General features: G+C 63.9%; 28 protein-coding genes and 1 tRNA gene. 15 read left to right on the top strand and 14 right to left on the bottom strand.

Annotated elements, in window-relative coordinates; translation table 11 throughout:
* The first annotated feature begins 62 nt into the window (after positions 1-62).
* From ACLFLU_RS26210 to ACLFLU_RS26190, 5 genes are all read left to right on the top strand, one after another.
* Positions 63-941 (top strand): SDR family oxidoreductase, encoded by an 879-nt coding sequence (locus tag ACLFLU_RS26210; RefSeq protein WP_426407696.1) that lies wholly within the window; start codon positions 63-65, stop codon positions 939-941.
* Between the two features lie 73 nt (positions 942-1,014).
* Positions 1,015-1,968 carry a dihydrodipicolinate synthase family protein gene (locus ACLFLU_RS26205; protein WP_426407695.1) on the top strand — a complete coding sequence of 318 codons (954 nt, stop codon included), beginning with the start codon at positions 1,015-1,017 and terminating at the stop codon, positions 1,966-1,968.
* Positions 1,969-1,972: 4 nt separating this feature from the next.
* Entirely contained in the window at positions 1,973-2,770 is a 798-nt protein-coding gene (locus ACLFLU_RS26200) for an NUDIX hydrolase (RefSeq protein WP_426407694.1), read from the top strand.
* An 80-nt stretch (positions 2,771-2,850) separates the two neighbouring features.
* Positions 2,851-3,765 (top strand): DMT family transporter, encoded by a 915-nt coding sequence (locus tag ACLFLU_RS26195; RefSeq protein ID WP_426407693.1) that lies wholly within the window; start codon positions 2,851-2,853, stop codon positions 3,763-3,765.
* Between the two features lie 90 nt (positions 3,766-3,855).
* On the top strand, positions 3,856-6,543 hold the full coding sequence (locus ACLFLU_RS26190; RefSeq protein WP_426407692.1) for a PAS domain S-box protein: 2,688 nt from the start codon (positions 3,856-3,858) through the stop codon (positions 6,541-6,543).
* A gap of 8 nt (positions 6,544-6,551) precedes the next feature.
* Here the strand turns inward: ACLFLU_RS26190 and ACLFLU_RS26185 are convergent, their stop codons facing one another.
* Entirely contained in the window at positions 6,552-6,905 is a 354-nt protein-coding gene (locus tag ACLFLU_RS26185; RefSeq protein WP_426407691.1) for a GrlR family regulatory protein, read from the bottom strand.
* A 262-nt stretch (positions 6,906-7,167) separates the two neighbouring features.
* Between ACLFLU_RS26185 and ACLFLU_RS26180 the strand changes: the two genes are divergently transcribed.
* On the top strand, positions 7,168-7,665 hold the full coding sequence (locus ACLFLU_RS26180) for a hypothetical protein (protein ID WP_426407690.1): 498 nt from the start codon (positions 7,168-7,170) through the stop codon (positions 7,663-7,665).
* A 51-nt stretch (positions 7,666-7,716) separates the two neighbouring features.
* On the opposite strand, the gene ACLFLU_RS26175 is transcribed toward ACLFLU_RS26180, so the two are convergent.
* Positions 7,717-8,103 carry a VOC family protein gene (locus ACLFLU_RS26175; RefSeq protein WP_426407689.1) on the bottom strand — a complete coding sequence of 129 codons (387 nt, stop codon included), beginning with the start codon at positions 8,101-8,103 and terminating at the stop codon, positions 7,717-7,719.
* A gap of 153 nt (positions 8,104-8,256) precedes the next feature.
* Between ACLFLU_RS26175 and ACLFLU_RS26170 the strand changes: the two genes are divergently transcribed.
* From ACLFLU_RS26170 to ACLFLU_RS26160, 3 genes are all read left to right on the top strand, one after another.
* Positions 8,257-8,814, top strand: coding sequence for a hypothetical protein (locus ACLFLU_RS26170; RefSeq protein WP_426407688.1), 558 nt, complete (start codon positions 8,257-8,259; stop codon positions 8,812-8,814).
* A 161-nt stretch (positions 8,815-8,975) separates the two neighbouring features.
* Entirely contained in the window at positions 8,976-9,494 is a 519-nt protein-coding gene (locus ACLFLU_RS26165) for a hypothetical protein (RefSeq protein WP_426407687.1), read from the top strand.
* A 153-nt stretch (positions 9,495-9,647) separates the two neighbouring features.
* Positions 9,648-9,724: transfer RNA gene (locus ACLFLU_RS26160), tRNA-Arg, on the top strand.
* Between the two features lie 229 nt (positions 9,725-9,953).
* Here ACLFLU_RS26160 and ACLFLU_RS26155 read toward each other — a convergent pair.
* Positions 9,954-10,187, bottom strand: coding sequence for a DUF6356 family protein (locus ACLFLU_RS26155; RefSeq protein ID WP_426407686.1), 234 nt, complete (start codon positions 10,185-10,187; stop codon positions 9,954-9,956).
* A 127-nt stretch (positions 10,188-10,314) separates the two neighbouring features.
* Between ACLFLU_RS26155 and ACLFLU_RS26150 the strand changes: the two genes are divergently transcribed.
* Positions 10,315-10,788, top strand: coding sequence for an Lrp/AsnC family transcriptional regulator (locus tag ACLFLU_RS26150; protein ID WP_426407685.1), 474 nt, complete (start codon positions 10,315-10,317; stop codon positions 10,786-10,788).
* Between the two features lie 164 nt (positions 10,789-10,952).
* On the opposite strand, the gene ACLFLU_RS26145 is transcribed toward ACLFLU_RS26150, so the two are convergent.
* From ACLFLU_RS26145 to ACLFLU_RS26135, 3 genes are all read right to left on the bottom strand, one after another.
* Positions 10,953-11,924 (bottom strand): helix-turn-helix domain-containing protein, encoded by a 972-nt coding sequence (locus ACLFLU_RS26145; protein ID WP_426407684.1) that lies wholly within the window; start codon positions 11,922-11,924, stop codon positions 10,953-10,955.
* A 329-nt stretch (positions 11,925-12,253) separates the two neighbouring features.
* Positions 12,254-12,541, bottom strand: coding sequence for a hypothetical protein (locus tag ACLFLU_RS26140; RefSeq protein WP_426407683.1), 288 nt, complete (start codon positions 12,539-12,541; stop codon positions 12,254-12,256).
* A 326-nt stretch (positions 12,542-12,867) separates the two neighbouring features.
* Positions 12,868-13,131, bottom strand: a complete 264-nt coding sequence (locus ACLFLU_RS26135; protein WP_426407682.1) for a hypothetical protein — start codon at positions 13,129-13,131, stop codon at positions 12,868-12,870.
* 304 nt (positions 13,132-13,435) lie between these two features.
* Here ACLFLU_RS26135 and ACLFLU_RS26130 point away from each other — a divergent pair, with 304 nt between their 5' ends.
* The 3 genes from ACLFLU_RS26130 (at position 13,436) to ACLFLU_RS26120 (ending at position 15,683) form a co-directional block, all read left to right on the top strand.
* The gene (locus ACLFLU_RS26130; protein WP_426414082.1) at positions 13,436-13,882 is read left to right on the top strand and encodes a hypothetical protein; all 447 of its coding nucleotides are present in this window, start codon (positions 13,436-13,438) and stop codon (positions 13,880-13,882) included.
* Positions 13,883-13,971: 89 nt separating this feature from the next.
* Positions 13,972-14,850 carry a DMT family transporter gene (locus tag ACLFLU_RS26125; RefSeq protein ID WP_426407681.1) on the top strand — a complete coding sequence of 293 codons (879 nt, stop codon included), beginning with the start codon at positions 13,972-13,974 and terminating at the stop codon, positions 14,848-14,850.
* An 89-nt stretch (positions 14,851-14,939) separates the two neighbouring features.
* Positions 14,940-15,683 (top strand): hypothetical protein, encoded by a 744-nt coding sequence (locus ACLFLU_RS26120; protein WP_426407680.1) that lies wholly within the window; start codon positions 14,940-14,942, stop codon positions 15,681-15,683.
* Positions 15,684-15,744: 61 nt separating this feature from the next.
* On the opposite strand, the gene ACLFLU_RS26115 is transcribed toward ACLFLU_RS26120, so the two are convergent.
* Positions 15,745-16,038 carry a histone gene (locus ACLFLU_RS26115; RefSeq protein WP_426407679.1) on the bottom strand — a complete coding sequence of 98 codons (294 nt, stop codon included), beginning with the start codon at positions 16,036-16,038 and terminating at the stop codon, positions 15,745-15,747.
* Between the two features lie 68 nt (positions 16,039-16,106).
* The gene (locus ACLFLU_RS26110) at positions 16,107-17,567 is read right to left on the bottom strand and encodes a cryptochrome/photolyase family protein (protein WP_426407678.1); all 1,461 of its coding nucleotides are present in this window, start codon (positions 17,565-17,567) and stop codon (positions 16,107-16,109) included.
* 152 nt (positions 17,568-17,719) lie between these two features.
* On the opposite strand from ACLFLU_RS26110, the gene ACLFLU_RS26105 reads away from it, so the two are divergent.
* Positions 17,720-18,115 carry a DUF2177 family protein gene (locus ACLFLU_RS26105; RefSeq protein WP_426407677.1) on the top strand — a complete coding sequence of 132 codons (396 nt, stop codon included), beginning with the start codon at positions 17,720-17,722 and terminating at the stop codon, positions 18,113-18,115.
* 17 nt (positions 18,116-18,132) lie between these two features.
* Here ACLFLU_RS26105 and ACLFLU_RS26100 read toward each other — a convergent pair whose 3' ends face one another.
* Positions 18,133-18,792: a peroxiredoxin gene (locus ACLFLU_RS26100; RefSeq protein ID WP_426407676.1), complete on the bottom strand. Its 660-nt coding sequence runs from the start codon at positions 18,790-18,792 to the stop codon at positions 18,133-18,135.
* A gap of 392 nt (positions 18,793-19,184) precedes the next feature.
* On the opposite strand from ACLFLU_RS26100, the gene ACLFLU_RS26095 reads away from it, so the two are divergent.
* The gene (locus tag ACLFLU_RS26095; protein WP_426407675.1) at positions 19,185-19,751 is read left to right on the top strand and encodes a hypothetical protein; all 567 of its coding nucleotides are present in this window, start codon (positions 19,185-19,187) and stop codon (positions 19,749-19,751) included.
* 53 nt (positions 19,752-19,804) lie between these two features.
* Here ACLFLU_RS26095 and ACLFLU_RS26090 read toward each other — a convergent pair whose 3' ends face one another.
* The 5 genes from ACLFLU_RS26090 to ACLFLU_RS26070 all read right to left on the bottom strand — a co-directional run bounded on the left by ACLFLU_RS26090 (position 19,805) and on the right by ACLFLU_RS26070 (position 26,204).
* On the bottom strand, positions 19,805-21,661 hold the full coding sequence (locus tag ACLFLU_RS26090; protein WP_426407674.1) for an alkaline phosphatase family protein: 1,857 nt from the start codon (positions 21,659-21,661) through the stop codon (positions 19,805-19,807).
* A 799-nt stretch (positions 21,662-22,460) separates the two neighbouring features.
* Positions 22,461-22,778 carry a response regulator transcription factor gene (locus tag ACLFLU_RS26085; protein ID WP_426407673.1) on the bottom strand — a complete coding sequence of 106 codons (318 nt, stop codon included), beginning with the start codon at positions 22,776-22,778 and terminating at the stop codon, positions 22,461-22,463.
* A gap of 53 nt (positions 22,779-22,831) precedes the next feature.
* On the bottom strand, positions 22,832-24,055 hold the full coding sequence (locus ACLFLU_RS26080; RefSeq protein WP_426407672.1) for an ABC transporter permease: 1,224 nt from the start codon (positions 24,053-24,055) through the stop codon (positions 22,832-22,834).
* A complete protein-coding gene (locus ACLFLU_RS26075; protein WP_426407671.1) occupies positions 24,052-24,777 on the bottom strand; it encodes an ABC transporter ATP-binding protein in 726 nt (241 codons plus the stop codon). Before ACLFLU_RS26075 ends, ACLFLU_RS26080 begins: the two co-directional genes overlap by 4 nt.
* Complete coding sequence (locus ACLFLU_RS26070) at positions 24,774-26,204, bottom strand: efflux RND transporter periplasmic adaptor subunit (protein WP_426407670.1); 1,431 nt, start codon at positions 26,202-26,204, stop codon at positions 24,774-24,776. The genes ACLFLU_RS26075 and ACLFLU_RS26070 overlap by 4 nt, the downstream gene beginning before the upstream one ends.
* Positions 26,205-26,386 lie beyond the last annotated feature (182 nt).

Here is a 26,386-nt window from a genome sequence, read left to right as displayed (position 1 = left end):
CGATCCGACCTCTCCCCGCAAGCGGGGCGAGGTGGAAGAAACAAAAACAGGGAGAAGCCACCATGGGACTACTCGACGGCAAGGTTGCGCTGATCACCGGCGCGGGCGGGGGGCTCGGTGAAGCCTATGCAAAGCTGTTCGCGCGGGAAGGGGCCTCGATCGTCGTCAACGATCTCGGCGGGCCCCGCGATGGCTCCGGCGCCGACAAGTCGATGGCGCAGCTCGTGGTGGACGCGATCAAGGCGGAGGGCGGCAAGGCGGTCGCCAACGGCGCCGACATCTCGACCATGGAAGGCGGCCAGTCGGTGTTCGACGACGCCATCAAGCACTTTGGCCGCGCCGACATCCTGGTCAACAATGCCGGCATCTTGCGCGACCAGACCTTCGCCAAGGCCAGCGAGTCCGACTGGGACAAGGTCATCAAGGTGCACCTGAAGGGCACCTTCTGTTGCACCATGCCGGTGTTTCGCTGGATGCGGGAAAACGGTGGCGGCGTCATCGTCAACACCTCCTCGACATCGGGCCTGATCGGCAATTTCGGCCAGACCAATTACGGCGCGGCCAAGGGCGGCATTTGGGGCCTGTCCAACGTGCTGGCGATCGAGGGCCGGAAATACAACATCCGGATCTGGACGCTCGCCCCGGGCGCCCTGACCCGCATGACCGCAGACCTGCCCCGCTATAAGGAGAACCCCGGTGCGGCGCTAGGGCCGGACGGGATCGCGCCAGCCGTGCTATACATGGTCAGCGATTTGTCGGGCGACCAGACCGGCAAGGTGCTGGGCGTGTCCGGGCCTCGCGGCGTGCGCGAAATGCGGATGATGGAGATGGAAGGCTGGAAACCGCCGCACACAGGCTGGAACGCCCGGGACATTGCAGATCATGCCAAGGAGATCTTCTTCTCCGAGGAGCAGATTAAGATGGGCGCGCGGAGGTTCTAGGCACACTGTCATTCCGGGCCTGCCCCTTACGGCCATCCCGGAATGACGACAAACGATAGGACAGAGAGACCCAATGAAACTGACCGCCGACGCCAAAGGCACCTTCGCAATCGCGCCGACGCCGTTCCACGATGACGGAAGGATCGACGAGCGCTCGATTGACCGCCTGACCGATTTCTACGAGGAGGTCGGCTGCGACGGCGTCACGGTGCTCGGCATCCTCGGCGAGGCGCCGAAGCTCGACGCCGCCGAGGCCGAGCAGGTCGCGGTGCGCTTCGTCAAGCGCGCCAAGAAGATGCAGGTGATCGTCGGCGTCTCCGCGCCGGGCTTTGCGACCATGCGCTCGCTGGCGAAGGCCTCGATGGACGCAGGCGCCGCCGGCGTCATGATCGCGCCGCCGCCCAGCTTGCGCACCGACGACCAGATCATCGGCTATTACAAGCAGGCGGCCGAAGCGATCGGCCCTGACGTGCCCTGGGTGCTCCAGGACTATCCGCTGACGCTCTCGGTGATCTTCACGCCCGCCGTGATCCGCAAGATCGTCATGGACAATGCGAACTGCGTGATGCTCAAGCACGAGGACTGGCCGGGCCTCGAAAAGATCTCGACGCTGCGCAACTTCCAGAAGGACGGCGCGCTCCGTCCGCTCTCGATCCTCTGCGGCAATGGCGGGCTCTTTTTGGACTTCGAGATGGAGCGCGGCGCCGACGGCGCCATGACCGGCTACGCCTTCCCAGAGCTTCTGATCGACGTCGTGAACCTCTCCAAGGCCGGTAAGCGCGATGCCGCGCATGATTTGTTCGACGCCCATCTGCCGCTGATCCGCTACGAGCAGCAGCCGGGCGCCGGCCTTGCCGTGCGCAAGCATGTGCTGCAGAAGCGCGGCATCATCGCCTCCAGCGCCCAGCGCAAGCCCGCCGCGACCATCACGCCGGCGGCAAAGGCGGAGGTCGACTACCTGCTGTCGCGCGTCGCCCGCGTCGACAAGCGCGCCAATCTCGGCCCGCAATCCAGCGCCGCAGGTTAGTTGGATGCCCGAGACATCAGCATCACGCCCGGCCTCGACGATCCTCCTGCTGCGCGATGGCGCAGCAAAGGAAGTCGAGATCTTCATGATGGTCCGCCATCATCAGATCGAGTTCAACTCGGGCGCGCTGGTGTTTCCCGGCGGCAGCGTCGATGCCGGCGACAACGAGATTGTCGCCCGCGCCGACCTGTATTCGGGCGGCGAGGGCTTGAGCGAATCCGATCGCGGCTTCCGCATCGCTGCGATCCGCGAGACCTTTGAGGAAAGCGGCATCCTGCTGGCGCGGTCGAAGGAGACGAAGGCGCCGATCGATGCGAAGCGCGCCGGAGAGATCGCTGATGCGCATCGCGTCGCGCTCAACGAGCACAAGATCAGCTTCCTCAGCATTTTGGCGGACAACAACCTCCAGCTCGCGCTCGACACGCTCGTGCCTTACGCGCACTGGATCACGCCGGAGGGCATGCCGAAGCGTTTCGACACCTGGTTCTTCCTGGCGGCAGCACCGCCCGATCAGCTCGGCGCGCATGACGGACCGGAGTCGACCGACTCGATCTGGGTCTCGGCACGCGAGGCGGTGGAGGGCGGTGACAGCGGCCGCTTCAAGCTGCCGTTCCCGACCACGCGCAACCTGATCCGGCTTGCGAAGCAGCCAAGCGTGAAAGCCGCACTCGATCATGCCAAGGGCCTATCGATCGTCACGGTGATGCCGGTCATGACCAAGACCGACACCGGCCGTCAGCTCCGCATTCCCCGCGAAGCCGGCTATGACGGCGAGGTGTTCGAGGTCGGCGCGGTCGGCTAGGACACTTCGATACGCGACGAACTATCGCGCCCGTAGCCGCTGTATCGTCCGTCCGCTGACAACAGGACGGATCGGGCGCCATGGACAACCGGCAGGACACCAACATCGCCGCCGAGCTGGCGCTGTTGGTTGCACTCGCAACGCTCTGGGGCGGCTCCTACACCTTCATCAAGCTTGGCGTCGCCACCATCCCGCCGGTCACGCTGATCGCCGCGCGCACCACGATTGCGGGCCTGCTGCTGCTCGCCGTTATGTGGGCGAGGGGCATCAAGATGCCGACGGACGCCGCGACCTGGCAGCGCTTCGCCTTCCAGGCTGTGCTCAACAGCGTTATCCCCTGGACCCTGATCGCCTGGGGCGAGCGTCATGTCGATGCGTCGCTTGCCACCATTCTCAACTCCGCCGGGCCCATCTTCACCTTCCTGCTCACCGCAATCGTCACCCGCCATGAGGCCACGACCCCGCGAAAACTGTTCGGCGTGGTCGCCGGCATGGCCGGCATCCTGCTGATCGTCGGCGTCGATGCGTTCCACGACATCGGCAGCGGCCTCGTCGCGGAAGCCGCGATCGTTGCGGCCACCGTCTGCTACGCCTGCGCCGCGATCTTCGGCCGGAGCTTCAAGGGCCTCGATCCCGTGGCGCCCGCGGCCGGCTCGCTGCTGGCGGGCGCGGCCGTGCTGATCCCGGCCTCGCTCGTGCTCGAGCAGCCCTGGACGCTCTCGCCCTCGCTAAGCTCGGTCCTGGCGCTGCTGGCGCTCGCGGTGTTCTCGACCGCGGCGGCGTTCGCGATCTACTTCCGCCTGATCCAGACCCTCGGCTCGGTCGGCACCACCGCCCAGGCCTATCTCCGCGTCCCGATCGGAGTCGCCATCAGCGTCGCGTTCCTGGGGGAAACCCTGAGCCGGACCGCCTGGATTGGTTTGGCCTGCGTCGTCCTCGGCGTTGCCGCCATGACGATCCCAGCCCGGCGCACGGCTGTCGCTAAACCATCATGAAAGACAGCCTGTTCCGGCCGGCGGAGGCATGTTCCCCCGGAGGGGCGATACAGCGTATATTAGGGGTGTATGGAGTCCGGTTCCGCCCCAATGCCCGTCGAAACGCCACCGAATCCGCTGCCGAAGCGATCGTTTTCGCTGTCGATCGGCCAGATGACATTCGGCAGCTTCATTCTGGTGCTAGCGGTAATCATCGTCACCTCGACCGCCAGCGTGATCGCGATCCGGCATATCGACGCCACCTTCGCCGAGCTGCAGCGGCTCCAAAGCGTCGGCGATCTCGCCGAAGATATCGACCGCCGCATGAACGACCTGCGGCTCGCCGCGCGTGACTTCGTCACCGATCCCGGCGCCGGCATCCAGTTTCAGCAGGTGGGCGAGGCCGCCTCGACCCTGAGCGACATCCTCAAGAAGACCCGTATCGATCTTGCCCCCGAGCAGCAGGATATGATCGACGGCGTCTCCGAGCGGCTTGCGACTTACCGCAGCGGGCTGCAGCGGATCTCGACCCTGATCGATCGCCGTGCGGAGTTGCTCGCCGGGCTGCCGCCGCTGCGCGACCAGTTCGATGCGGCGGTCTCCGAAAGTGGGGACCGCGATCTCGCCGCCCGCCTGTCGGAGGCGCAGAGCCGAATTGCCCTCGGGCTGCTCGCCCGCAACCCGTCCGCTGCCGAACAGGCCGCGCAGGGCATGCGGACGATGGAGATCGCAGATAGCCGGTTGAAGTCGGCCGTGAACAATTACGCCGATGCCATCATCGCAGTCGCCGTCCGCGAACGGCAGATCGCCGATATCGACCGCGAGGTGCTCGGAACCGAGGGCCGTTTGATCGGCCGCGTCACCGAATTGCTCCGTGACGTCAGCGACCGCCGCGGCCATGTACTGTCGCGCGATTTTGCCCGGACGCTTGCCGAGGCACGCTGGCAGAGCATCGTGCTCGGCAGCATGGGGGTGTTGATCGGCATCCTCGCCGCCGGTTTCGTGGTGCGTCGGACGGTGCGTCCGTTGGCCCAGATCGCGCGCTCGATCCGGGCGCTCGCGGCCGGCGAGAAGAGGACCTCGATTCCGTCGGCCGATCTCGACAACGAGATCGGCGACATCGCGCGCGCGGCAGAGGTGTTCCGCCGCGCGCTGGAGGAGGCCGACACGGCGCGCGAAGCGGCGGTGCGCGCGCTCACCGAGCAGCGGCTGGCCGAAGAAAGCTATCGCAAGCTGTTCGAGGGCTCGGTCGACGGCATCTATGTGACGACGCCGGCCGGCGACCTCCTCAACGCCAATCCGGCGCTGGCGCGCATGATGGGCTATGACAGCCCGCAGCACCTGATCGATAGCATCAACGACATCGCCCACACCATCTACGTCCATCCCGAGGCTCGCGAGGAATACCAGCGGCTGATGCACCGCGACGGAATCGTGCGCGAGTTCGAATACCAGGTGCGCCAGCGCAGCGGCGACATCCTCTGGCTTTCCGACAGCGCGACTGGCGTGCGGGACGAGCAGGGCAGGATCGTCCGCTACGAAGGCACGTTGCGCGACATCACGGACCAGAAGCGCGCGGAAGACGCCATCGCCGAAGGCCGCCGCCTGCTCCAACAAGTCATCGACACTGTGCCGGCCGTTATCAACGTCAAGGACCCCGACCTCCGTTACGTGCTGATGAACCGCTACATGGCCGGCATCTTCGGCATCGAGCCCGGCGACGCGCTCGGCCGCACCACCGCCGATCTGATGTCGCGCTATGGCGCGGCCAAGACCGACGAGAACGACAAGCGCGTGCTGAACTTGCGAAAGGGTCTCGGCTTCTACGAGGAGGAGTACAAGGACTCCTCAGGCAACATGCGGCAATGGCTGGTCAACAAGCTGCCGCTGCTGGATGCCGAGGGCGAGATTGAACGGATCGTCACCGTGGCGCTCGATATCGGCGAGCGCAAGCGCGGCGAGCAGGAGATGCGGAAGGCCAAGGACGCCGCCGAGACGGCGCTGCGCAATCTGCGCGAGACCCAGGCCTCGCTGATCGAGGCGGAAAAGCTCGCAGCCCTCGGACGCCTGGTCGCCGGCGTCGCGCACGAGGTCAACAATCCCGTCGGTATCAGCCTCACGGTCGCCTCTGCGCTGGAGCGCAAGACGGCGATATTCAGCGCCGAGGTCGAGCGCGGCGGGCTTCGCCGCTCGACGCTCAACGACTATCTCAACACCAGCCGCGACGCGTCCTCGCAACTCGTCTCCAATCTCAACCGCGCCGCCGAGCTGATCCAGTCGTTCAAGCAAGTCGCGGCCGACCGCAACTATTCAGATCAGCGCAGCTTCGACCTCGCCGACCTCACCGAGCAGGTGGTGATGAGCCTGCGTCCGGGCCTGCGCAAGCAGAACCTGACGCTCAACGTCGAGTGCCAGCCCAACCTGACCATGAACAGCTATCCCGGCCCTTACGGCCAGGTGCTGACCAATCTGTTCCTGAACTCGGTGGCGCACGCTTTCCCGGACGGACGTCCGGGGATCATCGACATCCGGGTGCGCGAGTCCGGCAAGGACAATGTCGAGATCATCGTCGCCGACAACGGCTGCGGCATGTCGCTCGACGTACGCAGGCGCGCCTTCGATCCGTTCTTCACGACGCGGCGCGATCAAGGTGGCACCGGTCTTGGGCTGCACATCGTCTACAGCATCGTGACGAACCGGCTCGGCGGGCGGCTCGACCTCGATTCCGAGCCGGGCGAGGGCACGCGCATTCAGATAATTCTGCCGCGCACCGCGCCGCTGGAGCAGGCTGCCGAATAGTTCTGTCTCTAATCAGCCTCTGCGAGCTTGTGCAGGGTGGCGCCGAAAATCAGGCTGGCCTTGCCGACCAGCGCCGTTCCCGTCATCTCCGCGCGGGTCTCCGTGTAGGTCCCGTTGACACCGATGCCGACCGGGGCAGGGCCGCCGAACAGCGGATTGTCATCGCCCCGCGGCGAGGTGTGCCGTTGCACCAGCACCTCGCCTTTGAAGGTGTGGTCGTCCTTCACCACGTAGCTGCCGGTGTAGTAGAGGTAAGCATCGCCTCCGAGGATCTTGCCGTCGCGAAAAAGAATCACGCCGCTACCCTTGCCGACTCGGCCATCGAGCAGGCTCACGTGAATCGAATAGAGGCCGTTCTTCATAACGTCCCGTCGGCCGGCCGCCATCGCCCAATGGCGTCACCGGTGAAGCTTTTATGCCAAAGCGCAACCCCTCGCGCAACGCGGCAGTTTCGCCGGTCGTAGTGTCCCATGCCGGCTCGCGGACCGTAATTGTCCCAGCTTGTGTGTGACGCGGTTATGACGGTCTCATCATGGAGCGAGGCCAGTCGTTGCGAATCGGAGTTGGCCCGCGAAATGCATAACTATTGTTGCACTGGCCGCGGGGTGCTGGAGCAAGACGAACGTGAGCAACTGGATCGATTCCGGCGGCAATGAGCCGCGTCTGTACAGTGCGCGTCCCACGAACTGCGAAACACAACGACGGCGGATTGGCCGTCCCACACGGTGGCGAAGCGCAGCAGGTCTTGCTTGTGCGCTGGCGCTGATCGCGCTGATTGCCCCGCTCGGGCACGCACGCGACCGCGGCCAGTTCGTCAACACCAGTGCGGAACTGAAAGCCTGGTTCGACGGCTTGCGTAGCGGCAAGGGGCCATGCTGCTCCGATGCCGACGGTTCGGCAATCTCGGACTCCGATTGGGAGAGCAAGGACGGGCACTATCGTGTCCGCATCCCGCGCCTTGGCTACGTGGTCGAGGGTCGGGAGCAGGAGCTCGTCTGGGTTGACGTGCCCGAGGAGGCCGTGATCTCGGAGCCCAACCGGGTCGGACGCACCATGGTCTGGCCGATCTACGGCTACATGGGCGTCACGATCCGCTGCTTTATGCCCGGTAGCATGACTTAGCCAGGCAAGAGGCTCGCCCGGCTTCTCGTCGATGTCAGATGCGGCGCCGCGTCAGGTATATTTCTTGTCGCGCTCGAGCAGCTCGACGGAGATGCCTTCGGGGCCGCGGATGAAGCAGATGCGGACGCCGGGCCGGATCGTGGTCGGCTCGCGGGTGAACGTCACGCCCTTGGCCTTGATCTCGGCGGCGACGGCGTCGATGTCCTTCACAGTGAGCCCGAAATGGTCGAGGCCCTGATGGGGGTGCGGCGGCGGCGGGCTGACGGCGCTGTCACCCTCCAGCGGCGCGATGAAGATCCTTGCGCCGCCCAGGTTCACGTCGATGCGTCCCGGCGCGCGCACGATTTCGCCGCCGAGGATGTCGCGCAGCCAGTCCGCGGTCGTTTCCGGATCGGGGCTGCGCAGATGGATGTGATCCCAGGTGACGACGACTGGCATTTCCAATTCCTCCCGATAGGGTCTTCGCAATGTTGCAGCGCATGTTAGCGATCCCGATCGACCATCGCCACCGTGGCTCCTATCCGAGATTCGGGCGGTTGCGGGAACTTTAGTTCATCTCACGGATTGAGGAGTGAGGCGAGTGATGCACCCATGAACGCAGGGTTTGGCCGGACCGGACTGGGAAGCTTCGCTGGGAATGGCGAGGACCCGCCGCGGTCCGGGTCCGCCACAAGTGTCTGGCTCACGCGAGGCCTGTTGTGGCTGCTGGCGGCGCTCGTGGTTGGCGGTGCCGTCTGGCTGCTGATGCCGCCCTCCGAAGGCAATTTCGCGCAGACCGAGCCTACGAATTTGGCGCTGGCAAGCGTCGATCCGGCTTCCCCGACAACCGCCTCAGATACCTCCGCTGCGGAGGCCGCCGGGCTCGACCGGATGAAGATCTCATCGCAGACCTGGCGGCGCGGCGGGCTCGGCTCGAAGGCGCTTGTGACGTTCACCGTGCGAAATGACAATGACTATGCCGTAAAGGATGTCGAGATCGTCTGCGCCTTCACACGGCGCGACGGCAGCCATCTGACCGACCGCAGCCGCGTGCTGGCCGACATTGTCGGCATGAAAAGTCGCAAGACCTTTGCGCGCGTTCCCGTCGGATTCGTCAACGTGAATGCCGATCAGGCGACGTGTTCGCTGGTCACGGCGCGTCGCGCCTAAAGGGCCATGCGTTCCGCTAGCGAAAAAGTTACCGTCCCTGCTCCTTGGCCAAAATCTTGGCGTTGCCATTTGAACCAAAGGGCAGGGCGTAGGAACCAACTAAAGGATCGCCGGTTAAGGCGAAGGGCCCACGCGGGGTTGCGGGGGGCGGAGTGCGGCCAATGCCCATCTTTCGGTATTTCATGTTCGTCGGTGGAGCGCTGCTCGCACTGTTGTTCGCGGCTGATTTCGTTTGGCCGACGTCGCCGGTCGGGCAGGCGGTTGCGACTGCGGGTTATGACCAGCCGCTGATCCGGATCCGGTCCGACCGTCATCTGCCTGATCGTGTCGTGCTCGATACCAGCCAGCCGACCATCGCCGCGCCGGAGACGAAGACGGCTGCCGTCGCGGCGCCTCAGCCGACGGCGCAGGCGGACCCACTGGGTGACATGTCGGCAAAGGCGCGGGTGCGCGAGACCTTCGCCCAGTTCACGCCGAAAGGCGATGTGGCTGTGGGCAGAAAGGCTGATGCCAAGCCGCAAGCTCAGGCTCAAATGGCCCAGACCCAGGCTCCGCAGGTTCAGGCCCCGGTTCAGCCCAAGCGCAGGGTGGCCCGGGCGCATCCGGCGCCGCAGCGTGGTCAGCCGATGATGCTGGTGGCACAGCAGCCGCATTTCGGGCTTTTCAACACGACCTGGTAACAGCGTGCCTCTGCCTCGCCTCGATAAAGGCGGGGAGGGCTTTTTATTGTTCGACCTCTCTGCTAATTCGAACCGATCCGAACGTCGCAGGCCAGCTGGCCTGCCAGCCCATGTCCGCGGCGCTTCGGTTGTGGCCCATGATCTAGGGCCCAGGCGCTCGTAGCTCAGCTGGATAGAGCATCGGATTTCGATTCCGAGGGTCGGGAGTTCGAATCTCTCCGAGCGCGCCATTTCGCTACGCTATCATCCCCGAAACCCGCCGTACGCGCGATGCTAGCCGTCCAATTGCATCCGCTGTTGCGCATCTCACAATCTCGACGAACGACGATGGCGAATTAAGTTCATCTCGTTCGCCGGCGAAACGGGCTGACTGAGATGCCGGCGCGATCGATGCGTACGCGCCCAGCTAGGCCAACCATCGGCACATGTCGGTTCCTCGGCTCTCGTTCGCGACGCTGGCTACTCAGCCGGCTGTAGCGTGTGGTCGCGGCGGGCGATGCGCTCGTGCATCTGCCGGATCATGCGGCTTGCGGTGGTCTCGAACAGGCAGGGGATGACGGCGTGCACCAGGGCCGCCAATGCGGCACCGAACAGGCGTGTCGCGAAGCCGAGCGCGAACAGGAAATGCTCGCCGTAGGATTCGTCGACGCTCTGCGGGTGGGACAGAAACAGCCGGTGCAGGGTGGCTTGCATGCGAGGCTCCAGGGTGCGGTTCACCTGCAATCTCTAGGGGATTCGGGCCAAGAAGATGTCCCAAATATCACACGATATGCGCTAGATTGGTTGAATTTGGACGACAATTATGCGTATTATCGGGATAATGGACCAAACAGATTGCAGACTCCTCAACCTGATCCAGCATGACGCCGCTCTGTCGCTGGACGAGCTCAGCGAGCGGGCGGGGCTATCCCGCAACGCCTGCTGGCGGCGCATCAAGCGGCTGGAGGATGACGGCGTCATCAAGGGCCGCGTGACACTGCTCGATGCAAGCCGCATCAACGTCGGCCTGACCGCCTTCATCGCGCTGCGCACCACCGAGCACAGCGCGACCTGGCTCGACCAGTTTTCGAAAGCCGTGCGCGACATTCCGGAGATCATCGGCGTCTACCGCATGACCGGCGATATCGATTATCTGCTGCAGGCCGTCATCCCGGATGTTGCCGCCTATGACCAGCTCTACCAGCGCCTGATCGGAAGGATCACGCTCGCGGACGTGTCGTCGTCATTCGTCATGCAAGAGATCAAGGCGACGACGGTGCTGCCACTCGACTATGCGCCGGAGCGGCGCGGGTGAAGCCGCGGCATCTGGCGCGGGCCGCATGCGCATGGTTTGCGCGCACCGCGCCACGGCGAAGCAATAGTGGCCATCTTCATCGGCCGTGGCGCGCCATTTGTCAGGCCTGAGCCTTCAGGTCTGACCGCGTCAATCCGCAAGTCGCAGCTACTTGCCCCGGATATTCAGACCATTGGGGCCGGAAGACCGGTTTGCCGGGCCCGCGCCAGGGTGTCCGAGGGCGCTTCGTGGAAGGTCGCGCGGTATGCTGCGGCAAACTCGCCGAGGTGATGAAAGCCCTGAGCCCTTGCGCACGAGGCGACCGACGCGCCACCGCTCCTGAGAAGCTGCGTGCGGGTGGCCCATAGCCGCTTCAGGCGGATGTATTGATGCAGGCTCATCCCGCGCACCTTGGCCACCGCGCCGCCGAGGGTCCGGATCGAGACGCCGAGCTCACCGGCGAGATCGGCCGTATAGATCGGGGTGGTCGGATAGGCTGCGACGTAATCGTCGATCCGCTGCACGAGCCTGGCAGTTCGCGCGCCTGCATTCGGGGCGCCACGCTCGGACAACGGATTCGTTCGAAACAGATCGTCGAAAGCGAGCAGCAGCCCCTCCTGGAGATGGGCGGCGGCTTCCGTGGCCTCGAACATGTGCGGCGCGACCGATGCTGTCCGCAGGATGTCTTGCACAAGCTGCCGCGCGTAGAGATGCGCGGCGGGGTCCGCGATGCGAACCCACAATGCGTCGGCGCGATCGAACCAGCCGCGATCCCTGAGCGTGGGCGAGAACATGATCAGCGCATGATGATTGATCTGGGGCTCGACGAAATGGCAGTCATGGTTGCCGCGCAAGGCAATGAAGAAGCGCGAGTCGAGATCCATTCCGCTCGAGCTGGCGCGCAGATCATCGCTCATGGGCAGGATCACCATGCCCCCCGGCGCGCGGTAGGTGGTGTCAAGGATACGTGCAAACGATCTCGCGACGATGATCCTGCATGCCGGCAGGTTCACGATCGCGCGCGCGGCTGCGAAATTGGCGACGTCGAGTGGAATGCTCCGGGCGTCTTCCAGCGACTCAGCCGGTCGAAACGAGTCGACGTCGGTAAACCGGGTTAGCTGAAGTGCGGAGGATGGGGCGAGAGCGTCGAAGAACATGCGTCTGGCCGGATGCTGCAATGTGATAATAAAATGAACGTCGCTACATGGCCATCATTGGCGAAACATGACGATTCAGTAAACAGGATTCCATGCCGTAATATTGCGGACATCATCTCACGAGGGCTGATCAGATCGATGTTCTCGAGACGGGTTTGCACGTTCACTCCCGTCTGCGGACACCGGAAAACAATCAAATCGGCCATCGGCACAGAATGACGGCACGACGAGTTTCATCTTTGATATAGATCAGTTTTGGAATTGCTCCGCGGCCGTGCGCCTGCGCCACCTCGCAAAAAGCGAAGGGGCCCCGAGGGCCCCTTCAAATTTCACCAGCGGCGATAGCCGTAGTAGCGCGGGCCATAATAACGCGGTCCGTAATAGCGGGGACCGTAATAGCGCGACGGCCCATAATATCCGTATCCGGGGCCGTAGCCGTAATAGACGTTCGGCTGCCACCAGCAGCGTCCCCAGGCGTTGCAGACCATGCGGACCTGCTCGACGTCGGAGACCTGCGGCGTCGCAGGTGCAGGCGCAACGGGCATGGCCGACGCCGTCGATGATGCCGCGATGGCACCGAACAGGGACGCAGCGACAAGGCCGATCTTAAGTTTCATAATGTCTTCCTCTGCTTACGCGATACAGATATCGAAGTTGTTCTGATCAAATTGTGGCAGAACCGAAATGTAATGCTGATGAACAAATCTTCAGCTCGCCCGCCGCAGGCCTGACCTCAACTCCGCAAGAGTATCCTAGGTCCTTCGTGAAATTCGAAGAGCCGGCCCACGGTGATTGGAGCAGTGCAATGAACAAGTTGAAGATCGACTGGCTCGTCGCAGGACGCTCCGTGGCGAGGTCGGCAAGGACCTCGTCAAGCTGACGGTCTATGAGATCGAGAAGCAGGGGTTAGGCCGCCCGTCGCACGAAGACGCCGAGGCGCCCCTCAGAAGCAGGGGTGCCGCCGGCCGTCCTGGCCGACATAGGCGGCGGCGCTCTGGTAGCAGTGGTTGGTCGACGGGCCGTCATAGAAGGCGAAGGTGCCGGGAGTGATGCCCGGGCCGTAATTGTGCAGATAGCTGATCGGGTAGGGCAGCGGGTTGGCGTAGTGACGATGGTACCGGTGATGTCCCCGTGCCTCCGCAAGGCCAGGGGCTAGGATCGCGGCCGACAGGGCAGCAATCGCGGCTACAAGCTTCAACTTGCTCATCTCGATTCTCCGGAACCCGCGCGAATAAGTCTGCCATCTATAGCCATTTCGGGCCGCCGGGGCACCCGTCCCGGGCCCGGAAATCGGAGCAAATCCAGCAGATTCCCGGGTGGTGTGACAGAATTGCCGGAACTGCGGTCGAACCCTGCCCATTTTTGGCCTTTTCGGGATGCTTAACGAATTCCCCACACAAGTATGGCCAAAGAGAATTCGGTTTAAGATTCCTCCCGCCGGCCCCGGGGTTTTCCTTGGGGTGCTCCTCGAGGCCGGTTCGTTCCTGCAAGGTTTTCGTCGTCACGCTGCCATGCGCATCACGATCCTCAGCCTGCTGTTGCTCTTCGTCGCTGCTGCCACGCCGGCGCGCGCCGAGTTGCACATCACCCGTGACCATGGCGGCTACGTCGATGAGTACAAGGCCAAGTACAAACGCGTCCGCGATAAGGGCGAGCGGGTCATCATCGACGGCATCTGCAACTCAGCCTGCACGCTGGTGCTCGGCATCGTGCCGATGAACAAGATCTGCGTGACGCCGCGCGCAAGCCTCGGCTTCCACCAGGCCTATTACGACAAGGCCTTCACCTTCGGAATCAAGGTCACGAGTGCAGAGGGGACGTCCGACTTGATGTCCTACTATCCTGATACGGTGAAGGACTGGATCCGCCGCAATGGCGGGCTCACCACCGACATGAAGAAGATCAAGAACGGGGTCGAGCTCTGGAAGATCATCGATCCCTGTCCGGAAGAATGGTGATCGGCTGATCTGAGCCGTCGTCTCCCTCGCAGCGCAGCATCCGAAATTCGCATTGCCGCACCGCCTCCGCTCGGGCAATGAGGGCGGCAATGAATCATAATCAAGATCATTTGGCCGCGCGGGCGGCGCCGGTGCTGTTCGTGCTGCTCTGGAGCACCGGCTTCATCGGCACCAAATACGTCATCAACAACGCCGATCCCTTGACCTATCTCGCCATCCGCATGGCGGTGGTGGTCGGCTTGATGACGATCATCGCAGGCGTTGCTCGCCCGAAATGGCCTGACCGCATCGGCATCGCGCACAGCGCAGTCGCCGGCATTCTCGTTCACGGCTTCTATCTCGGCGGCACCGCGATTGCGATCGCGCATTCGATTCCGGCGGGACTCTCCGCGCTCATTCCGGGCCTGCAGCCGATCCTGACCTCCACCATCGCCAATCGCTGGCTCGGCGAGAAGGTGACGCCGGTGCAATGGGGCGGCTTGCTGCTCGGTCTCGGCGGCGTGGCGCTCATCCTGCACAATCGCCCCATGACGGGCGAGGCCGGGCTCGGCTGGCTCGCCTCGGTGGTCTCGCTGATCAGCATCACGCTCGGCACGCTCTATCAGCGCCGCTACTGCAACCACATCGACTGGCGCGCCGGCAACCTCGTCCAGTATGTGGCCGTCACGATCTTCTTCACGGTCGGCGCCTTCCTGTTCGAGGACCGTGTCGTGCACTGGACGCGGGAGTTCGTGCTTGCGCTCGGCTGGCTTGCGATCGCGCTCTCGATCGGATCGATCGGGCTGTTGTACTGGCTGATCCGCCATGCCGCGGCGACGTCGGTCGCGAGCCTGTTCTATATGGTGCCTGCGGTGACGGCGCTGATGGCCTATCTGCTGTTCGGCGAGAAGCTCGATGCGTTGGCGATCGTCGGCATGGCGATGTGTGCGGCCGCGGTCTTCGTGGTCAACCGGCGCTTCGGCTCGTAGACTTGGCTACCGGAATACATCCCTGACGTGTGGGCCGCGTTCGTGTTAGGCTCGCGGCATTTCAGTTTCCCTTTCACGCGGTGATGTCCATGAAGAAGGCGAAGCGCGCACTGCTCGGCAGATCCCTGAAGCCAGTTCGGATTGCCTGCATCAACTACGCCAGGGAGTTGATCAACGATCGCGACATGAGCCGGCTCACCGCGGCGCTGCAGAAGTGTTACAACAAGCATTTCCTGCCGGTGTGGGGCTATCCGGTCGACCTCTACGTCACGCGGAAACCGAAGCGCACGGATTGGCAACTGGCCTATTTCGACGATGCCTCGCACAAGAACATGCTCGGACGCCACGAACTGACCCATCGCGGCCAACCGATCTCGAAGATCTTCGTCAAGGCGCTGGGCGATGAGCCGATCAGCGTGGCGGCTTCACACGAGCTGTTCGAGATGGTGCTCGACCCCATGGCCAATCTCTGGGCCGACAAGAATCCGAACACCCAATATGCCTATGAGGTCTGCGACGCGGTGGAGGAGGATTCCTTCGACGTCGACGGCTTGCCGATGTCGAACTTCGTCTATCCGTCCTGGTTCGAGCCATTCAAGCATCCCCGCGGCACCAAGTTCGACCACAAGGGAACGCTGAAGGCGCCATTCTCGATGACCGAGGGTGGCTACGTCATCAAGAAGGTCAACGGGAGGAAGGTGATCAAGGCGTTCGGATCGCCCGCAAAGCGGCGGCGTTTCAATGCCGAAGACCGGCGCGGCCATCGCAGCGAGTTTCGCGATCCGAAGGGAAAGCACCACCCGGGCCGGCGGGCGTCGAAGCGGAGAGGGTAGGGCCTGTAGAGGAGAAATCTCCGGGCGCGCCCACACCCGGAGACTTGCGCTTGCGCCGCGATCAGCGCTTGGCCTTCTTTTTCTTCTTGGCGGCCTTCTTCGCCGTCTTCTTAGCGGCTTTCTTGGCGACCTTCTTCACGGACTTCTTGGCTGCCTTCTTCGACGACTTCTTGGCGGCCTTCTTGGCCTTCTTTTTGGAAGCCTTCTTTGCTTTCTTCGGCGCGACTTTCTTTGCGACCTTCTTGGCGGCCTTCTTCACCTTCTTCACGGCGGTGACGGCGGCTTCCTTGGTCGTTTCCACGGCGGTGGTGATTGTCTCCATCGCCTGCTCGGTGATCGGCTTGTCGTCGTCCATATCGTGTCCCCCACGGTTTGCATGGAGCGATGACGATAGCGGGTTTCATCATTGTGTCAAAGCAGTGCTCAACCTTTGCGGATCTTTGCGTAAGCGGCGAGTGCGCGCTCACGACCCTTGGCGTGATCGACGATCGGTTGCGGATAGGTCTTGCCGAGCGTGATGCCCGCGCTCGCCAGCTCGATCGGCGTCGCCTGCCACGGCTGATGAATCAGCTTCGCCGGCAGGTCCTTCAGCTCCGGCACCCACCGCCGGACATAGGCTCCATCGCAATCGAACTTCTCACCCTGGAGCTGCGGATTGAACACGCGGAAATAGGGCGCGGCGTCGGCGCCGCAGCCGGCGACCCATTGCCAATTGGCCGGATTGCTGCCGGCATCCGCATCGACCAGCGTGTCCCAGAACCAGCGTTCGCCGTCGCGCCAGTCGATCAGGAGGTGCTTGACCAGGAACGAGGCGACCACCATCCGCACCCGGTTGTGCATCACGCCGGTGCGCCAAAGCTCGCGCAGGCCGGCATCGACGATGGGATAGCCGGTGCGGCCGCGCTGCCAGGCGGCGAGTGCCTTCTTGTCGGGTCTCCAGGGGAAGTCGTCGAAGCTCGTTTGCAGGTTTTCGCTGGCGAGGTTCGGGTGATCGTGCAGCAGGTGGCGGCAGAACTCGCGCCAGCCGAGCTCGCTGAGGAACTTCTCGATACCGGGTCCAAGTGCCGGCTCCTCGGCCGCGGCAAACCGCGCGGCGTACCAGACCTGGCGCGGGCTGAGCTCGCCGAACCTCAAGTGCGGCGACAGGCCCGACGTGCCCTCGCGGTCCGGCCGGTCGCGATCGCCGATATAGGTGCGGGCGGTGCTCTTGAGGAAGTCGCGCAGGCGTGCGCGGGCGGGGGCTTCGCCCGGGGTCCATGTCTCGCGCAGGCCGCCGGCCCAATCGGGCTTGATCGGCTCGAGCTTCCATATCTCCAGCGCATCGCTGGCGACCTTCGGGCCGGGACACAACTCCTTGGGTGCAGGCAGAGGCTTGGGCGGATCGCCGAGCGCCAGCACGCGGCGCCAGAACGGCGTGAATACGCGCAGGCTCCGGCCCTCCTTATTGCGGATCGCCGAGGGCTGGACCAGCAGGTCGCCGGGGAAGCTTTGTGAGTCCACGCGGTGCTTTGCCAGCGTCGCTTCGAGGTGTTTCTCGATGGCCTGATGCGGAGCCTGAGCGATCGCATTCCAATAGACGGCGCCAGCGCCGCTCTCGCGCGCCACGTCGGGGATCACCCTGGTCGCCGGTCCCTTGCGCAGGACGAGCGATCCTCCGCGCGCAGCGATATCGGCGCCGAGCGCGCGCAGCGATTGAGCCAGCCACCACCGCACCGCGCCGCCGGGGGCCCGGCCGGCCGCGTCATCCAGCACATAGAGGCAAGTTACCGGCGCGCCGGTCTGGGCGGCGGCGTTGAGGGCGGGGTGGTCGGACAGCCGGAGGTCATCGCGGAACCAGACGATGATGGGCGGAAGGCTGGGCATGATTTCGGGGAGGGACCTCATTGAGCGGGTCCTCAAGATACGGGACACGCGGGTAGAGTTTCAGGCGCGTCGCGAGCGAAGCTTGCGGTGGGCTGAAACTGCTTATCAGCAGCGCCGTATCTTGACGGCATCCTAGGGACTGCCCGCGCGACCTGCGGGCAGGGAGGCCGCCAGTGAACCGTATTGCCGTGCTGTATGTTGCTACCCTGGTCGTGCTGGTGGGGCTGGATTTCCTATTCCTCGGCCTGATCGCCAAGGGCTTTTTCACGGCGCAAGTCGGCGACATGCTGGGCGAGCTCAAGCCGGTGCCGGCGGTGCTGTTCTATCTGCTGTATGTGGCTGGCGTGCTGATCTTCGTCAGCGGCGCGACGACTGCGACCTTGCAGTCGACGCTGCTCTATGGCGCGCTGTTCGGTCTGTTTTGCTACGCGACATTCGACCTCACCGCACTGGTGCTGCTCAAGCACTGGAGCTGGCCGGTCGCGTTCGTCGATGTCGGCTGGGGCGCGGTGGTGACCGCGGTCTCATCGACCGCGGGTCTGTTGGTAGCGGACCGGTTGACGGCGTGAGCCATCACTTGAGGCCGTTATTTCGGCTGCGGCACGATCCGGATGTAGGGTTTCGGCTCCTTCCAGCCCTGCGGGTAGATCGTCTTGGCCTCGTCATTGGAGACCGAGCCCGCGATGATGACGTCGTCGCCCTGCGACCAGTCGGCCGGGGTTGCGACGCGATGCTTGGCGGTGAGCTGCAGCGAGTCGATGACGCGCAGAATCTCCTGGAAGTTTCGGCCCGTGGTCATCGGATAGACCAGCACCAGCTTGATCTTCTTGTCCGGCCCGATGATGAAGACGTTGCGGACGGTCTGGTTGTCGGCCGGCGTGCGGGTGAGGGGATCGCCCGAGGTCGAGGCCGGCAGCATCTCGTACAGCTTCGAGACGTTGAAATCGGTGTCGCCGATCATCGGGTAGTTCGGGGCCGCACCTTGCGTCTCCTTGATGTCCTCCGACCATTTGGCATGGCGGTCGACCGGATCGACCGAGAGGCCCATCAGCTTGACGCCGCGCTTGTCGAATTCCGGCTTCAACTTGGCGAGAGCGCCGAGCTCGGTCGTACAAACCGGCGTGAAGTCCTTCGGGTGCGAGAACAGCAGGGCCCAGCTGTTGCCGATCCAGTCGTGGAACTTGATCTTCCCTTCGGTGGTCTCGGCTTCGAAGTCGGGGGCGGTCGTGCCGATCGGAAGTGTCATGGTTCTACCTCATCGCATTGAATTTACTTGGGAATTTCTGTCTGGCCGTCCGTCCCAGTATAGGGACTTGGCGAGGCCAAGTGAACGTCAACTGAACCGCTTCAAGTAAAATGTGAATTCCTTCTCTGAAGGGCCGATTTCCTAGCACCTTTCTGTTACAGGGGCACGTGCGGCGAAACATCTCCACCGGGGCCGACCGGGCTGGATTGCCCCGATAAAGCCTTTTATGACCCGCATCACGCTCGCCCGACGCTCTCCGGAACCGAAACGGTCCTCATAGCGACTAATCGGCAACCATTGAGAAAAGTCGCGATCCCCATATCGAATCATTAACCACCCCTTTACGCCCGCATGAAAATGCTGGTCGATCAGAAGAAATCTGGAAGTGAACTATGTCCGCCGCTGCGCCTAAATCAGTCGAGTCGCCGTCCCTCGAACCGTCCTGCCGCGATACCGCGGCCCATGCGCTCTCCATCGTGCGCGACGGCGTGATCACGGGCGAAGGCCCGACCACCAAGGGCCGGGTGCACTTTTCCCGCTCGCTCGATGCCGATGACACCGCCTGGTGCACCCGGATCCTGACCGCCACCGCGGTCAACGACCAGCCGGTGAGCCGCGCCGAAGCCGAGGCGCTGTTCGAGATCAACGAGGCCGCGACCGAGCGCACCGATGGTGGCCGGTTCGACGATCTGCTGACCAAGGCCGTCGCCCATTACGCCGCAAGCGCCTCCGGCCTGAAGGTACCGCCGCGCAACGTCGCGCTGGCGCAGGACATCGAGAGCTGGGCGCCGTCTTATGCGTCCAAGGTCAACAGCGAGATGCTGGAGTGGATCGCCGGCCAGATGCGCGGCAAGCGCCACAACAACCGTCGCCTGATGGCGATGGTGGCGACCTTCCTCGGCGCCACCGCGCTGCCTCTGGCAGGCCAATTGCCGAACGTGTTCGACATTGGAATGTAGAAATTAGAAGAATATGTCGTGCCCCTTGCGAGGCGCGACAGAAAGCGGCGGGGTTATTGCCCCGCCGTTTTTTGTTTGCCGGCGTCCGGCTCGAGGCCCAGCGTGCGGCCGAGGAAGCCGGCGGCGTCGAAATAACGCTGGCTGCCGACGCGCTGGACGTTGAGCACGGTCTCGAGACCGTTCTCGGACTTCTTCTTCGACTTCTCGACGGTCTTGAACGCCTTCGGCACAATGCCGTTCGGCAGCGCCTCGGACATGACGCGGCCGACCAGGCCGCCGTTCTCGGAGGCGCGCAGACCCATGATCTGGGCGGCGGTCATGCCGACGTCGGCATTGCTGACCGGCAGCTCGTCGACGAAGCCGGCTTTGAAGTCCGGACCGATCGCAGCCATGAAGTTGTAGGTGTCGCCGCGGCTGAAGCTGCCATGCATGCCCTGGCCCTGGCGCAGCACGGTGTCGGCCACCTGCACCGAGCAGTTGGTCGGCGCCTCGCCGCAGTCGCTGGCATAGGAGCGGAAATTGACGACGATCGCCGGCGTCGGCGTTGCCGCCTTGCCGCGCAGATTGATGCTGGACAGCGGCAGGGTGCCGGGGAAGCGGCCGAGGGAGTCGTCGACGAACAGGCCGGAGACGTAGTCCTGCTCCATCAGCGCCTTGATGGTCCTGGCCGCCAGCTTCTTGTCCTTGTTCGGCAGGTAGATCAGGTCCGAGCCGCCATTGGTGGCGACGACGAGGTCGGGCTTGGTCGGATCCTTGCCGAGCACGCCGTTGCCGGCCTTCGGATGGGCGTTGCCGGTGACGGCCGCGTTCTTGTCGTTGGGGTCGAACAGCGGCAGGTCGAGCGCCTTCGCAAGGTCGATCGCGAGGAAGCCCATCGGCAGGAAGTCCTTCGGCGTGTCGTCATAGCTGACCTTGGCCGAGGGGCTGGTCTTGCTCTCCTTGGAGATGGTCGAGAAGCCGTGGTCGGCCTGGATCATGATGTTGGTGTTGGCGGCAAGGCCGAGCTCGTCCAAGGCCTTGCGGATCTGGGCGAGGTTGTTGTCGACGTTCTTGATGCTCGCCATCGTGCTCGGGCCGTTGATGCCCGGCAGAATCTGGTTGAGGCTGTCGCCCTGGTTATGCTGGGTGCCGTCAGGATCGCGCGACCAGAACACCAGCACGAACGGCTTGTTGCGCGCCTTGAACATCGGCAGCACCACCTTGGTGGCGACGTCGGCGAAATAGGCCTGCTGCACCACGTTGGCCGTGGTGGTGCCGGGCGTCTTGGCGTCGCCCGCCTTGCCGTTGTCGCCGCGGCCGGGGGCGGTGAGGGCGAGACCGGCCTTGGTCAGTGCATCCTTCATCTCGTCCGACAGCGCCACGCCGGCCTTGCTGCCGGTGGAATCGTCGATGACGATCGAGTGCTTGCCCGGCTTCTCCGGATGATCGGTGTGGTCCCACTGATAGGTCGGGCCGACCTTGCCGATCGCCGCCGTGCTCAGGCCCTTGTCGCGCGCCATCTTCAACACGGTCTCTTCATTGAGATAGTCGCCCTTGAAATGCTCGTCGATGTCGCCGAGCACGGCGTCGTTCTCGATGAAGGGGACCACGGTGTCGCCGGCGGGGACCGAGGTGTAGTTGGTCCAGATCGTATTGGAGAACACGCCGGTGTCGCCGAGATAATGGCCGGTCGACATCGCCGAGCCGTTGGCCATGGTGAAAGTCGGGAACAGCGAATGCGAGTTCTTGAAGTTGACGCCCTTGTCGCGGACCTCAGCCATCGCCGGCGCGGTCTCGGGGGTGATCTTCAGCGCGCGCAGCCCGTCGGGGATGAACAGGATCAGGTTGCGGGGCGTGTTATTCTCAGCGGAGGCAAATCCGGTGGAAAGCACTGTCAGTCCGGCTGACAGCAACACCAGTGAACGGCGCATCAAAATCTCCTAGCGGTGAGGCGGCTTGGCCGCCGAACCGCGGCCCCCGGCAATCGTTTAGTTTTGCTGCATGACAGTTTTGTTACAAGAGCGAGCATACATGCAGAAGTGACGGGGAGGTGGCGTGACATCCATGGTTTCGTCATTGCGGACGCCCTTGGCACTCGCAATGACGGAGTGTAGCAGACACACCTTCGCCCTCTCGCGGCTTGTTTCGCCCGAGCTTTGCTTCGTCGCCTCACCCTCGATTGAAAGAGGGCGCAGGGAAGGCCGGGAGCCGGCTGGCTCCCATTGACCGCTATGCCATGAGTAGATTGCGCTACACTGCACAGCGGGTAACAGGGCAGCCGAGACATCCGGCCTTCCCTGCGCAGTGGGTTGACGGCTTATGTCGTGCTCTCCCCGGGGAGCGATGTACTATTGCCCCCGTCGTCTCGCGGATGACTGATGTGAGGGCCCGGTTGGGCCGCACCCATCATTGCGAGACTTGACGCACAGACCCCGGGCGTCAGGACCACACGATTTCGCCGTACGCAGATCGCACCGGTCGTGTGCGCGAGGCTTTTGCTCACGGTTGCCCGCCCTGCAAGACCCGTCGCGCCGATGTGGCCTGCGTCCACCGCCGCCCGGCCCGCGTTCGTGACGATCGCGATACGCCCCTCTTCCCTGGGCCGGAGTGAGTAATCTCTAACAAAAATCCGAATTCGAATAAAGAGAAATATTTTGCCGCTGTACTCTTGACCCGGGACCTTGGTGTGTTTTGCCCGAGTGGTGACGCAAGGGATTGTGGCCGGGACGGTCACTCCGGCACCGTCGGCACTTGCGGATTTTGTGCCAGCGCCTGTACCGGCTTGACCTCTGCCGGGCTGGCTCTGCTCCTGATCGGATCGCGCCGCGGCGAAAGAGGGGCTGCCTTGAGCGCATAGACGATCGCGATCTGGGTCCGGTTATGGAGGCGGTATTTGCGCATGATGTTGCCGATATGCGCCCGCACCGTGTTCTCCGAGATATTGAGCTCGTAGGCGATGTTCTTGTTCTGTAGTCCGCGCGCGATGAGCATCATCAGCTCGCGCTCACGCGGCGTCGGCGCAATCAAATCTTTCGAATCCGGGCTCATGGCTTGCTCCTCCCTGGCCTCTGGTTTGATGTCGTGGCCAACACAGCATGTTCTCACTCTGTCTTGAGCGCCTCGATTGGGCTAAGTTTGGACGCCTTATGTGCTGGATAGAAACCAAAGATGAGGCCGGTCGCGATTGAAAAGGCGAGGGCCAGGGCAATCGCTTCGCCGTCGATGGACGTGATCCAGCCGGCCATGCGCGCGACCGTCATCGACAGCGTGACGCCGCCGAGCACGCCGATGCTGCCGCCGAGCAGGCAGAGCACGAGCGCTTCGCAGAGAAACTGGAGACGGATGTCCCGCATCCGCCCGCCGAGCGCGCGGCGAATCCCGATTTCGCGGGTGCGCTCGGTCACCGACACGATCATGACGTTCATGATGCTGATGCCGCCGACAAGCAGCGAGACCGAGGCGATGGCGACGAGCAGAAGCGCCACGGTGCGGATCGCTCCCTGCTGCGCTTCCATGGCGGCGGCCGGATCCTGGACCTTGAAGTCGTCCTCCTGACCGGCAGGGACGCGATGCCGCTGCCGCAACAGGCTTTCGATTTCGGATCGCGCACCGGCCATCTGGCCGTCGGTGGCCACCTTGGCAATGATGTAGGCGACCGAATCCCGGTTGATGTTGCTGGCGCTGCCGAGGAAGCGGAGCTTGGCCGTGGTGAGGGGGACGAAGGCGACATCGTCCTGCGCGGGGTCCTTGCGGTCGAGCACGCCGACCACCTCGAGCGGGACCTTCATGATCCTGATCTGCGCGCCAATGGGATCGTCGCCTGGCGCGAACAGCTCGCGCGCGACCGTGCTTCCGAGGATCACGACTTTTCCGGCGGCGGCCTCTTCGGCGTTGGAAAAGTAGCGCCCGGAGGAAAGCTGCCAATCGCGCACCATGAAGTGCCCGGTGGTGGTGCCGTTGATCGTCGTGTTCCAGTTCTTGCCCTCGTGGATGACCTGCGCCGTTCCGGCGATCGAGCCGGCCGCGGCCTGGATTTCCGGGATCTGTTCGAGGATGGCCTGCACGTCGCTTTCGGTCATCGTCAGCTTGCTGCCGTCCTTGAGGCGCACGCCGCCCTGGTAGACCGCGCCGGGCATGATCATCAGCACGTTGGCGCCGATCGAGCGGATCTGCTCCTGGAGCCGCAACTGCGCGCCGGCGCCGATCGCAAAAACCGTCACGATCGACGCAACGCCGATCACGATGCCAAGCATGGTCAGGAAACTGCGCAGCGGGTTGAGGCGCAAGGCGTGCAGAGCGATCCGGAAGCCCTGAAGCATCGTCATGACCCAATGCTCCGTCCGGGTAGCAACGGCGCTATCGTCTCGTCGCTGACGAGCTCGCCGTCATGCAGGCTGATGGTGCGCCGGCACTGCATCGCGATGCGCGGATCGTGTGTGATCATCACGATGGTCTGGCCGGTCTGGTTGAGTGCCGCAAACAGCGCCAGGATCTCGGCGCCGGTGCGGCTGTCCAGTGCGCCGGTCGGTTCGTCTGCAAGGATGATCAGCGGAGAGGCGATCAGCGCGCGTGCGATGGCGACGCGCTGCTGCTCGCCGCCCGATAGCTGCCGCGGAAAGTGATGCGCCCGGTGCAGCATGCCGACTGCCTCCAGACTCCGCTCGGCGCGCGAGAGGCGCTCCTTGTGGCCAACCCCGCAATAGACCAGCGGCAGGGCGACGTTCTCAATCGCGTTGTGGCGCGCGAGCAGATTGTAGGACTGGAACACGAAGCCAATGCTGCGGGCGCGCAAGGTCGACCTGCGGTCTTCCGAGAGGTCGGCGACATTGGCTCCCTCGAGATAGATCGCGCCCTCGCTCGGCAGGTCAAGCAACCCGATCATGTTCATCAGCGTGGACTTGCCGGAACCGGACGGTCCCATGACGGCGAGGATCTCGCCCTGGTCGATGTCGAAGCTGACATTACGCACCGCCGTCACCGCGATCCCGTCGGTGCGATAGGTCCTGCCGACGGACCGGAGACTGATGAGGGGCAGGGTGGCTGTCATGATCCGAACCTGATGCCGAGGATTTCCATGCCGGCCGGCCGGATCGCCTGTCCGACGGCGACCTGGCTGCCCTCGACAAGCTCTCCGCTCTTGAGCGCCACCTGTTCGGTGCCGGCCGCGCCGACGGTCACGGGGATGCGCTGAAGTGCGCCGCTGGCGGTACGCAGCCAGACCCCGCTGCGTCCGGGGGCTGTATCCGCTCGCGCGCCCGAAGGCTGGAACCGCAGCGCGGCCAGCGGCACCTTCAACACGTTGTCCTGCTGCTCGATCACGATCTTGACCAGGGCAGTCATTCCCGGGAGCAGCGCACCGTCGAGATTGGTGGTCGACAGGACGACCGTGTAGGTGACCACGTGCTGCTGATTTTGCGGCGCCTTGCGCACCTGCCGTACCGCGGCTTCGAAACGGCGGTCGGGATAGGCATCGACCGTGAAGTGAGCGCGCTGGCCAGGCGCGATGCGCCCGATATCGGCTTCGTCGACCTGCGCGTGGATCTCCATGTCCTCCAGGCGATGGGCGACCACGAAGGTCGTGCGGGATTCGAGACCTACCGCGAGCGTCTGGCCTTCGTTGACGAACCTGCCGACCACGACGCCGTCGATCGGCGAGCGGATCACGGTGCGGTCGAGATCGGCCTGCGCCGCCGCAAGGACTGCGGCTTTCTCCGGCACAGCCATCCTGGCCTGGTCCAGCTCGGCCTCGATCCGGCGGACGTCGGCCTGCGCCCCATCCACCGAGTAGGCATTGAGGGACATCATCACTTCGGCCTCGCGCTCCTGGGCCACGCGCGCGGTGAATTCCGTCTGCGCGTCGTCGACCGTCGACGTTGCCACGACGTTTTGCGACTGGAGTGCCAGCTTGCGTTGCAAGGTCTTCTGGGCCGAGGCCTTGACCGCCTGGGCGCTGTCGAGCTTGGCGGCGAGCACGTCCCGACTGCCCTTGGCGTTTTGTAGATCGATCCTGGCGCGATCGAGCTTGGCCCGCTCGATGTCCACGAGGGAATCAGCGACGGCCAGCGCCGCCTTGGCCTCGTCGACCTTGGCCGCGAAGCTGCGGGGATCGATCAGGGCAAGCGGCTGGTCCTTGCTGACGGTGTCGTTGAAGTCGACATAGACGCGGGCGAGTTGCCCGGATAGTTGCGAGCCGACCTCGATCGTCTTGACGGGTTGCAGGGCGCCCGTGACCGTGACGGTCTGTTCGATGCTGCCGCGCTGGATCGCGGCATAGCGGAACACGGGGGCGTCCGATCCGAAGGTCGGAGCTTCGCTTGTCGCGGGCACCAGGAGCCGTTTCGTCGAGTCATAGGCGAGCGCGGCCTTGTCGGCCGCGCTGCCGGCGGCGCCGGCGATGGCGGCCGGCCCCGCGGCGTAAGTCGCGGCGAGGCCGCATGCAGTTCCGAGCAAGGCAATAATTGGCACAAATCGCATATCAAAACCCGCCTTCTTGAAATGACGATGTTGGCGGAAATATCGAATATCGCGCTATAGTTGTATTTCGCTCAGGAGCGTTTCGTGTCTCGATAATATGTCGTTGTTGATAGTGCGACGGACGGGTTCGCTCCACGATCCAGAAGTAAAGTCGGCGGCGCTCGAATTTTCAGGACTTGCAC

Origin of the sequence: Bradyrhizobium ganzhouense (assembly GCF_049949285.1) — a bacterium.
Lineage (GTDB): Bacteria > Pseudomonadota > Alphaproteobacteria > Rhizobiales > Xanthobacteraceae > Bradyrhizobium > Bradyrhizobium ganzhouense.
Note: the sequence above shows the minus strand (reverse complement) of the source record. Positions and strands in the feature narration are given on the sequence as shown.

What these genes read in the sequence shown, in the direction of transcription:
- ACLFLU_RS26095 (WP_426407675.1), top strand. Translation starts at nt 19,185, where the DNA reads ATGTCCGCCGCTGCGCCTAAATCAGTCGAGTCGCCGTCCCTCGAACCG.
- ACLFLU_RS26100 (WP_426407676.1), bottom strand. Translation starts at nt 18,792, where the DNA reads ATGACACTTCCGATCGGCACGACCGCCCCCGACTTCGAAGCCGAGACC.
- ACLFLU_RS26175 (WP_426407689.1), bottom strand. Translation starts at nt 8,103, where the DNA reads ATGCCAGTCGTCGTCACCTGGGATCACATCCATCTGCGCAGCCCCGAT.
- ACLFLU_RS26080 (WP_426407672.1), bottom strand. Translation starts at nt 24,055, where the DNA reads ATGACGATGCTTCAGGGCTTCCGGATCGCTCTGCACGCCTTGCGCCTC.
- ACLFLU_RS26135 (WP_426407682.1), bottom strand. Translation starts at nt 13,131, where the DNA reads ATGAGCAAGTTGAAGCTTGTAGCCGCGATTGCTGCCCTGTCGGCCGCG.
- ACLFLU_RS26150 (WP_426407685.1), top strand. Translation starts at nt 10,315, where the DNA reads ATGGACCAAACAGATTGCAGACTCCTCAACCTGATCCAGCATGACGCC.
- ACLFLU_RS26155 (WP_426407686.1), bottom strand. Translation starts at nt 10,187, where the DNA reads ATGCAAGCCACCCTGCACCGGCTGTTTCTGTCCCACCCGCAGAGCGTC.
- ACLFLU_RS26200 (WP_426407694.1), top strand. Translation starts at nt 1,973, where the DNA reads ATGCCCGAGACATCAGCATCACGCCCGGCCTCGACGATCCTCCTGCTG.
- ACLFLU_RS26070 (WP_426407670.1), bottom strand. Translation starts at nt 26,204, where the DNA reads ATGCGATTTGTGCCAATTATTGCCTTGCTCGGAACTGCATGCGGCCTC.
- ACLFLU_RS26120 (WP_426407680.1), top strand. Translation starts at nt 14,940, where the DNA reads ATGAAGAAGGCGAAGCGCGCACTGCTCGGCAGATCCCTGAAGCCAGTT.
- ACLFLU_RS26145 (WP_426407684.1), bottom strand. Translation starts at nt 11,924, where the DNA reads ATGTTCTTCGACGCTCTCGCCCCATCCTCCGCACTTCAGCTAACCCGG.
- ACLFLU_RS26165 (WP_426407687.1), top strand. Translation starts at nt 8,976, where the DNA reads ATGCCCATCTTTCGGTATTTCATGTTCGTCGGTGGAGCGCTGCTCGCA.
- ACLFLU_RS26210 (WP_426407696.1), top strand. Translation starts at nt 63, where the DNA reads ATGGGACTACTCGACGGCAAGGTTGCGCTGATCACCGGCGCGGGCGGG.
- ACLFLU_RS26170 (WP_426407688.1), top strand. Translation starts at nt 8,257, where the DNA reads ATGAACGCAGGGTTTGGCCGGACCGGACTGGGAAGCTTCGCTGGGAAT.
- ACLFLU_RS26085 (WP_426407673.1), bottom strand. Translation starts at nt 22,778, where the DNA reads ATGAGCCCGGATTCGAAAGATTTGATTGCGCCGACGCCGCGTGAGCGC.
- ACLFLU_RS26130 (WP_426414082.1), top strand. Translation starts at nt 13,436, where the DNA reads ATGCGCATCACGATCCTCAGCCTGCTGTTGCTCTTCGTCGCTGCTGCC.
- ACLFLU_RS26125 (WP_426407681.1), top strand. Translation starts at nt 13,972, where the DNA reads ATGAATCATAATCAAGATCATTTGGCCGCGCGGGCGGCGCCGGTGCTG.
- ACLFLU_RS26140 (WP_426407683.1), bottom strand. Translation starts at nt 12,541, where the DNA reads ATGAAACTTAAGATCGGCCTTGTCGCTGCGTCCCTGTTCGGTGCCATC.
- ACLFLU_RS26205 (WP_426407695.1), top strand. Translation starts at nt 1,015, where the DNA reads ATGAAACTGACCGCCGACGCCAAAGGCACCTTCGCAATCGCGCCGACG.
- ACLFLU_RS26110 (WP_426407678.1), bottom strand. Translation starts at nt 17,567, where the DNA reads ATGAGGTCCCTCCCCGAAATCATGCCCAGCCTTCCGCCCATCATCGTC.
- ACLFLU_RS26185 (WP_426407691.1), bottom strand. Translation starts at nt 6,905, where the DNA reads ATGAAGAACGGCCTCTATTCGATTCACGTGAGCCTGCTCGATGGCCGA.
- ACLFLU_RS26195 (WP_426407693.1), top strand. Translation starts at nt 2,851, where the DNA reads ATGGACAACCGGCAGGACACCAACATCGCCGCCGAGCTGGCGCTGTTG.
- ACLFLU_RS26075 (WP_426407671.1), bottom strand. Translation starts at nt 24,777, where the DNA reads ATGACAGCCACCCTGCCCCTCATCAGTCTCCGGTCCGTCGGCAGGACC.
- ACLFLU_RS26115 (WP_426407679.1), bottom strand. Translation starts at nt 16,038, where the DNA reads ATGGACGACGACAAGCCGATCACCGAGCAGGCGATGGAGACAATCACC.
- ACLFLU_RS26090 (WP_426407674.1), bottom strand. Translation starts at nt 21,661, where the DNA reads ATGCGCCGTTCACTGGTGTTGCTGTCAGCCGGACTGACAGTGCTTTCC.
- ACLFLU_RS26190 (WP_426407692.1), top strand. Translation starts at nt 3,856, where the DNA reads ATGCCCGTCGAAACGCCACCGAATCCGCTGCCGAAGCGATCGTTTTCG.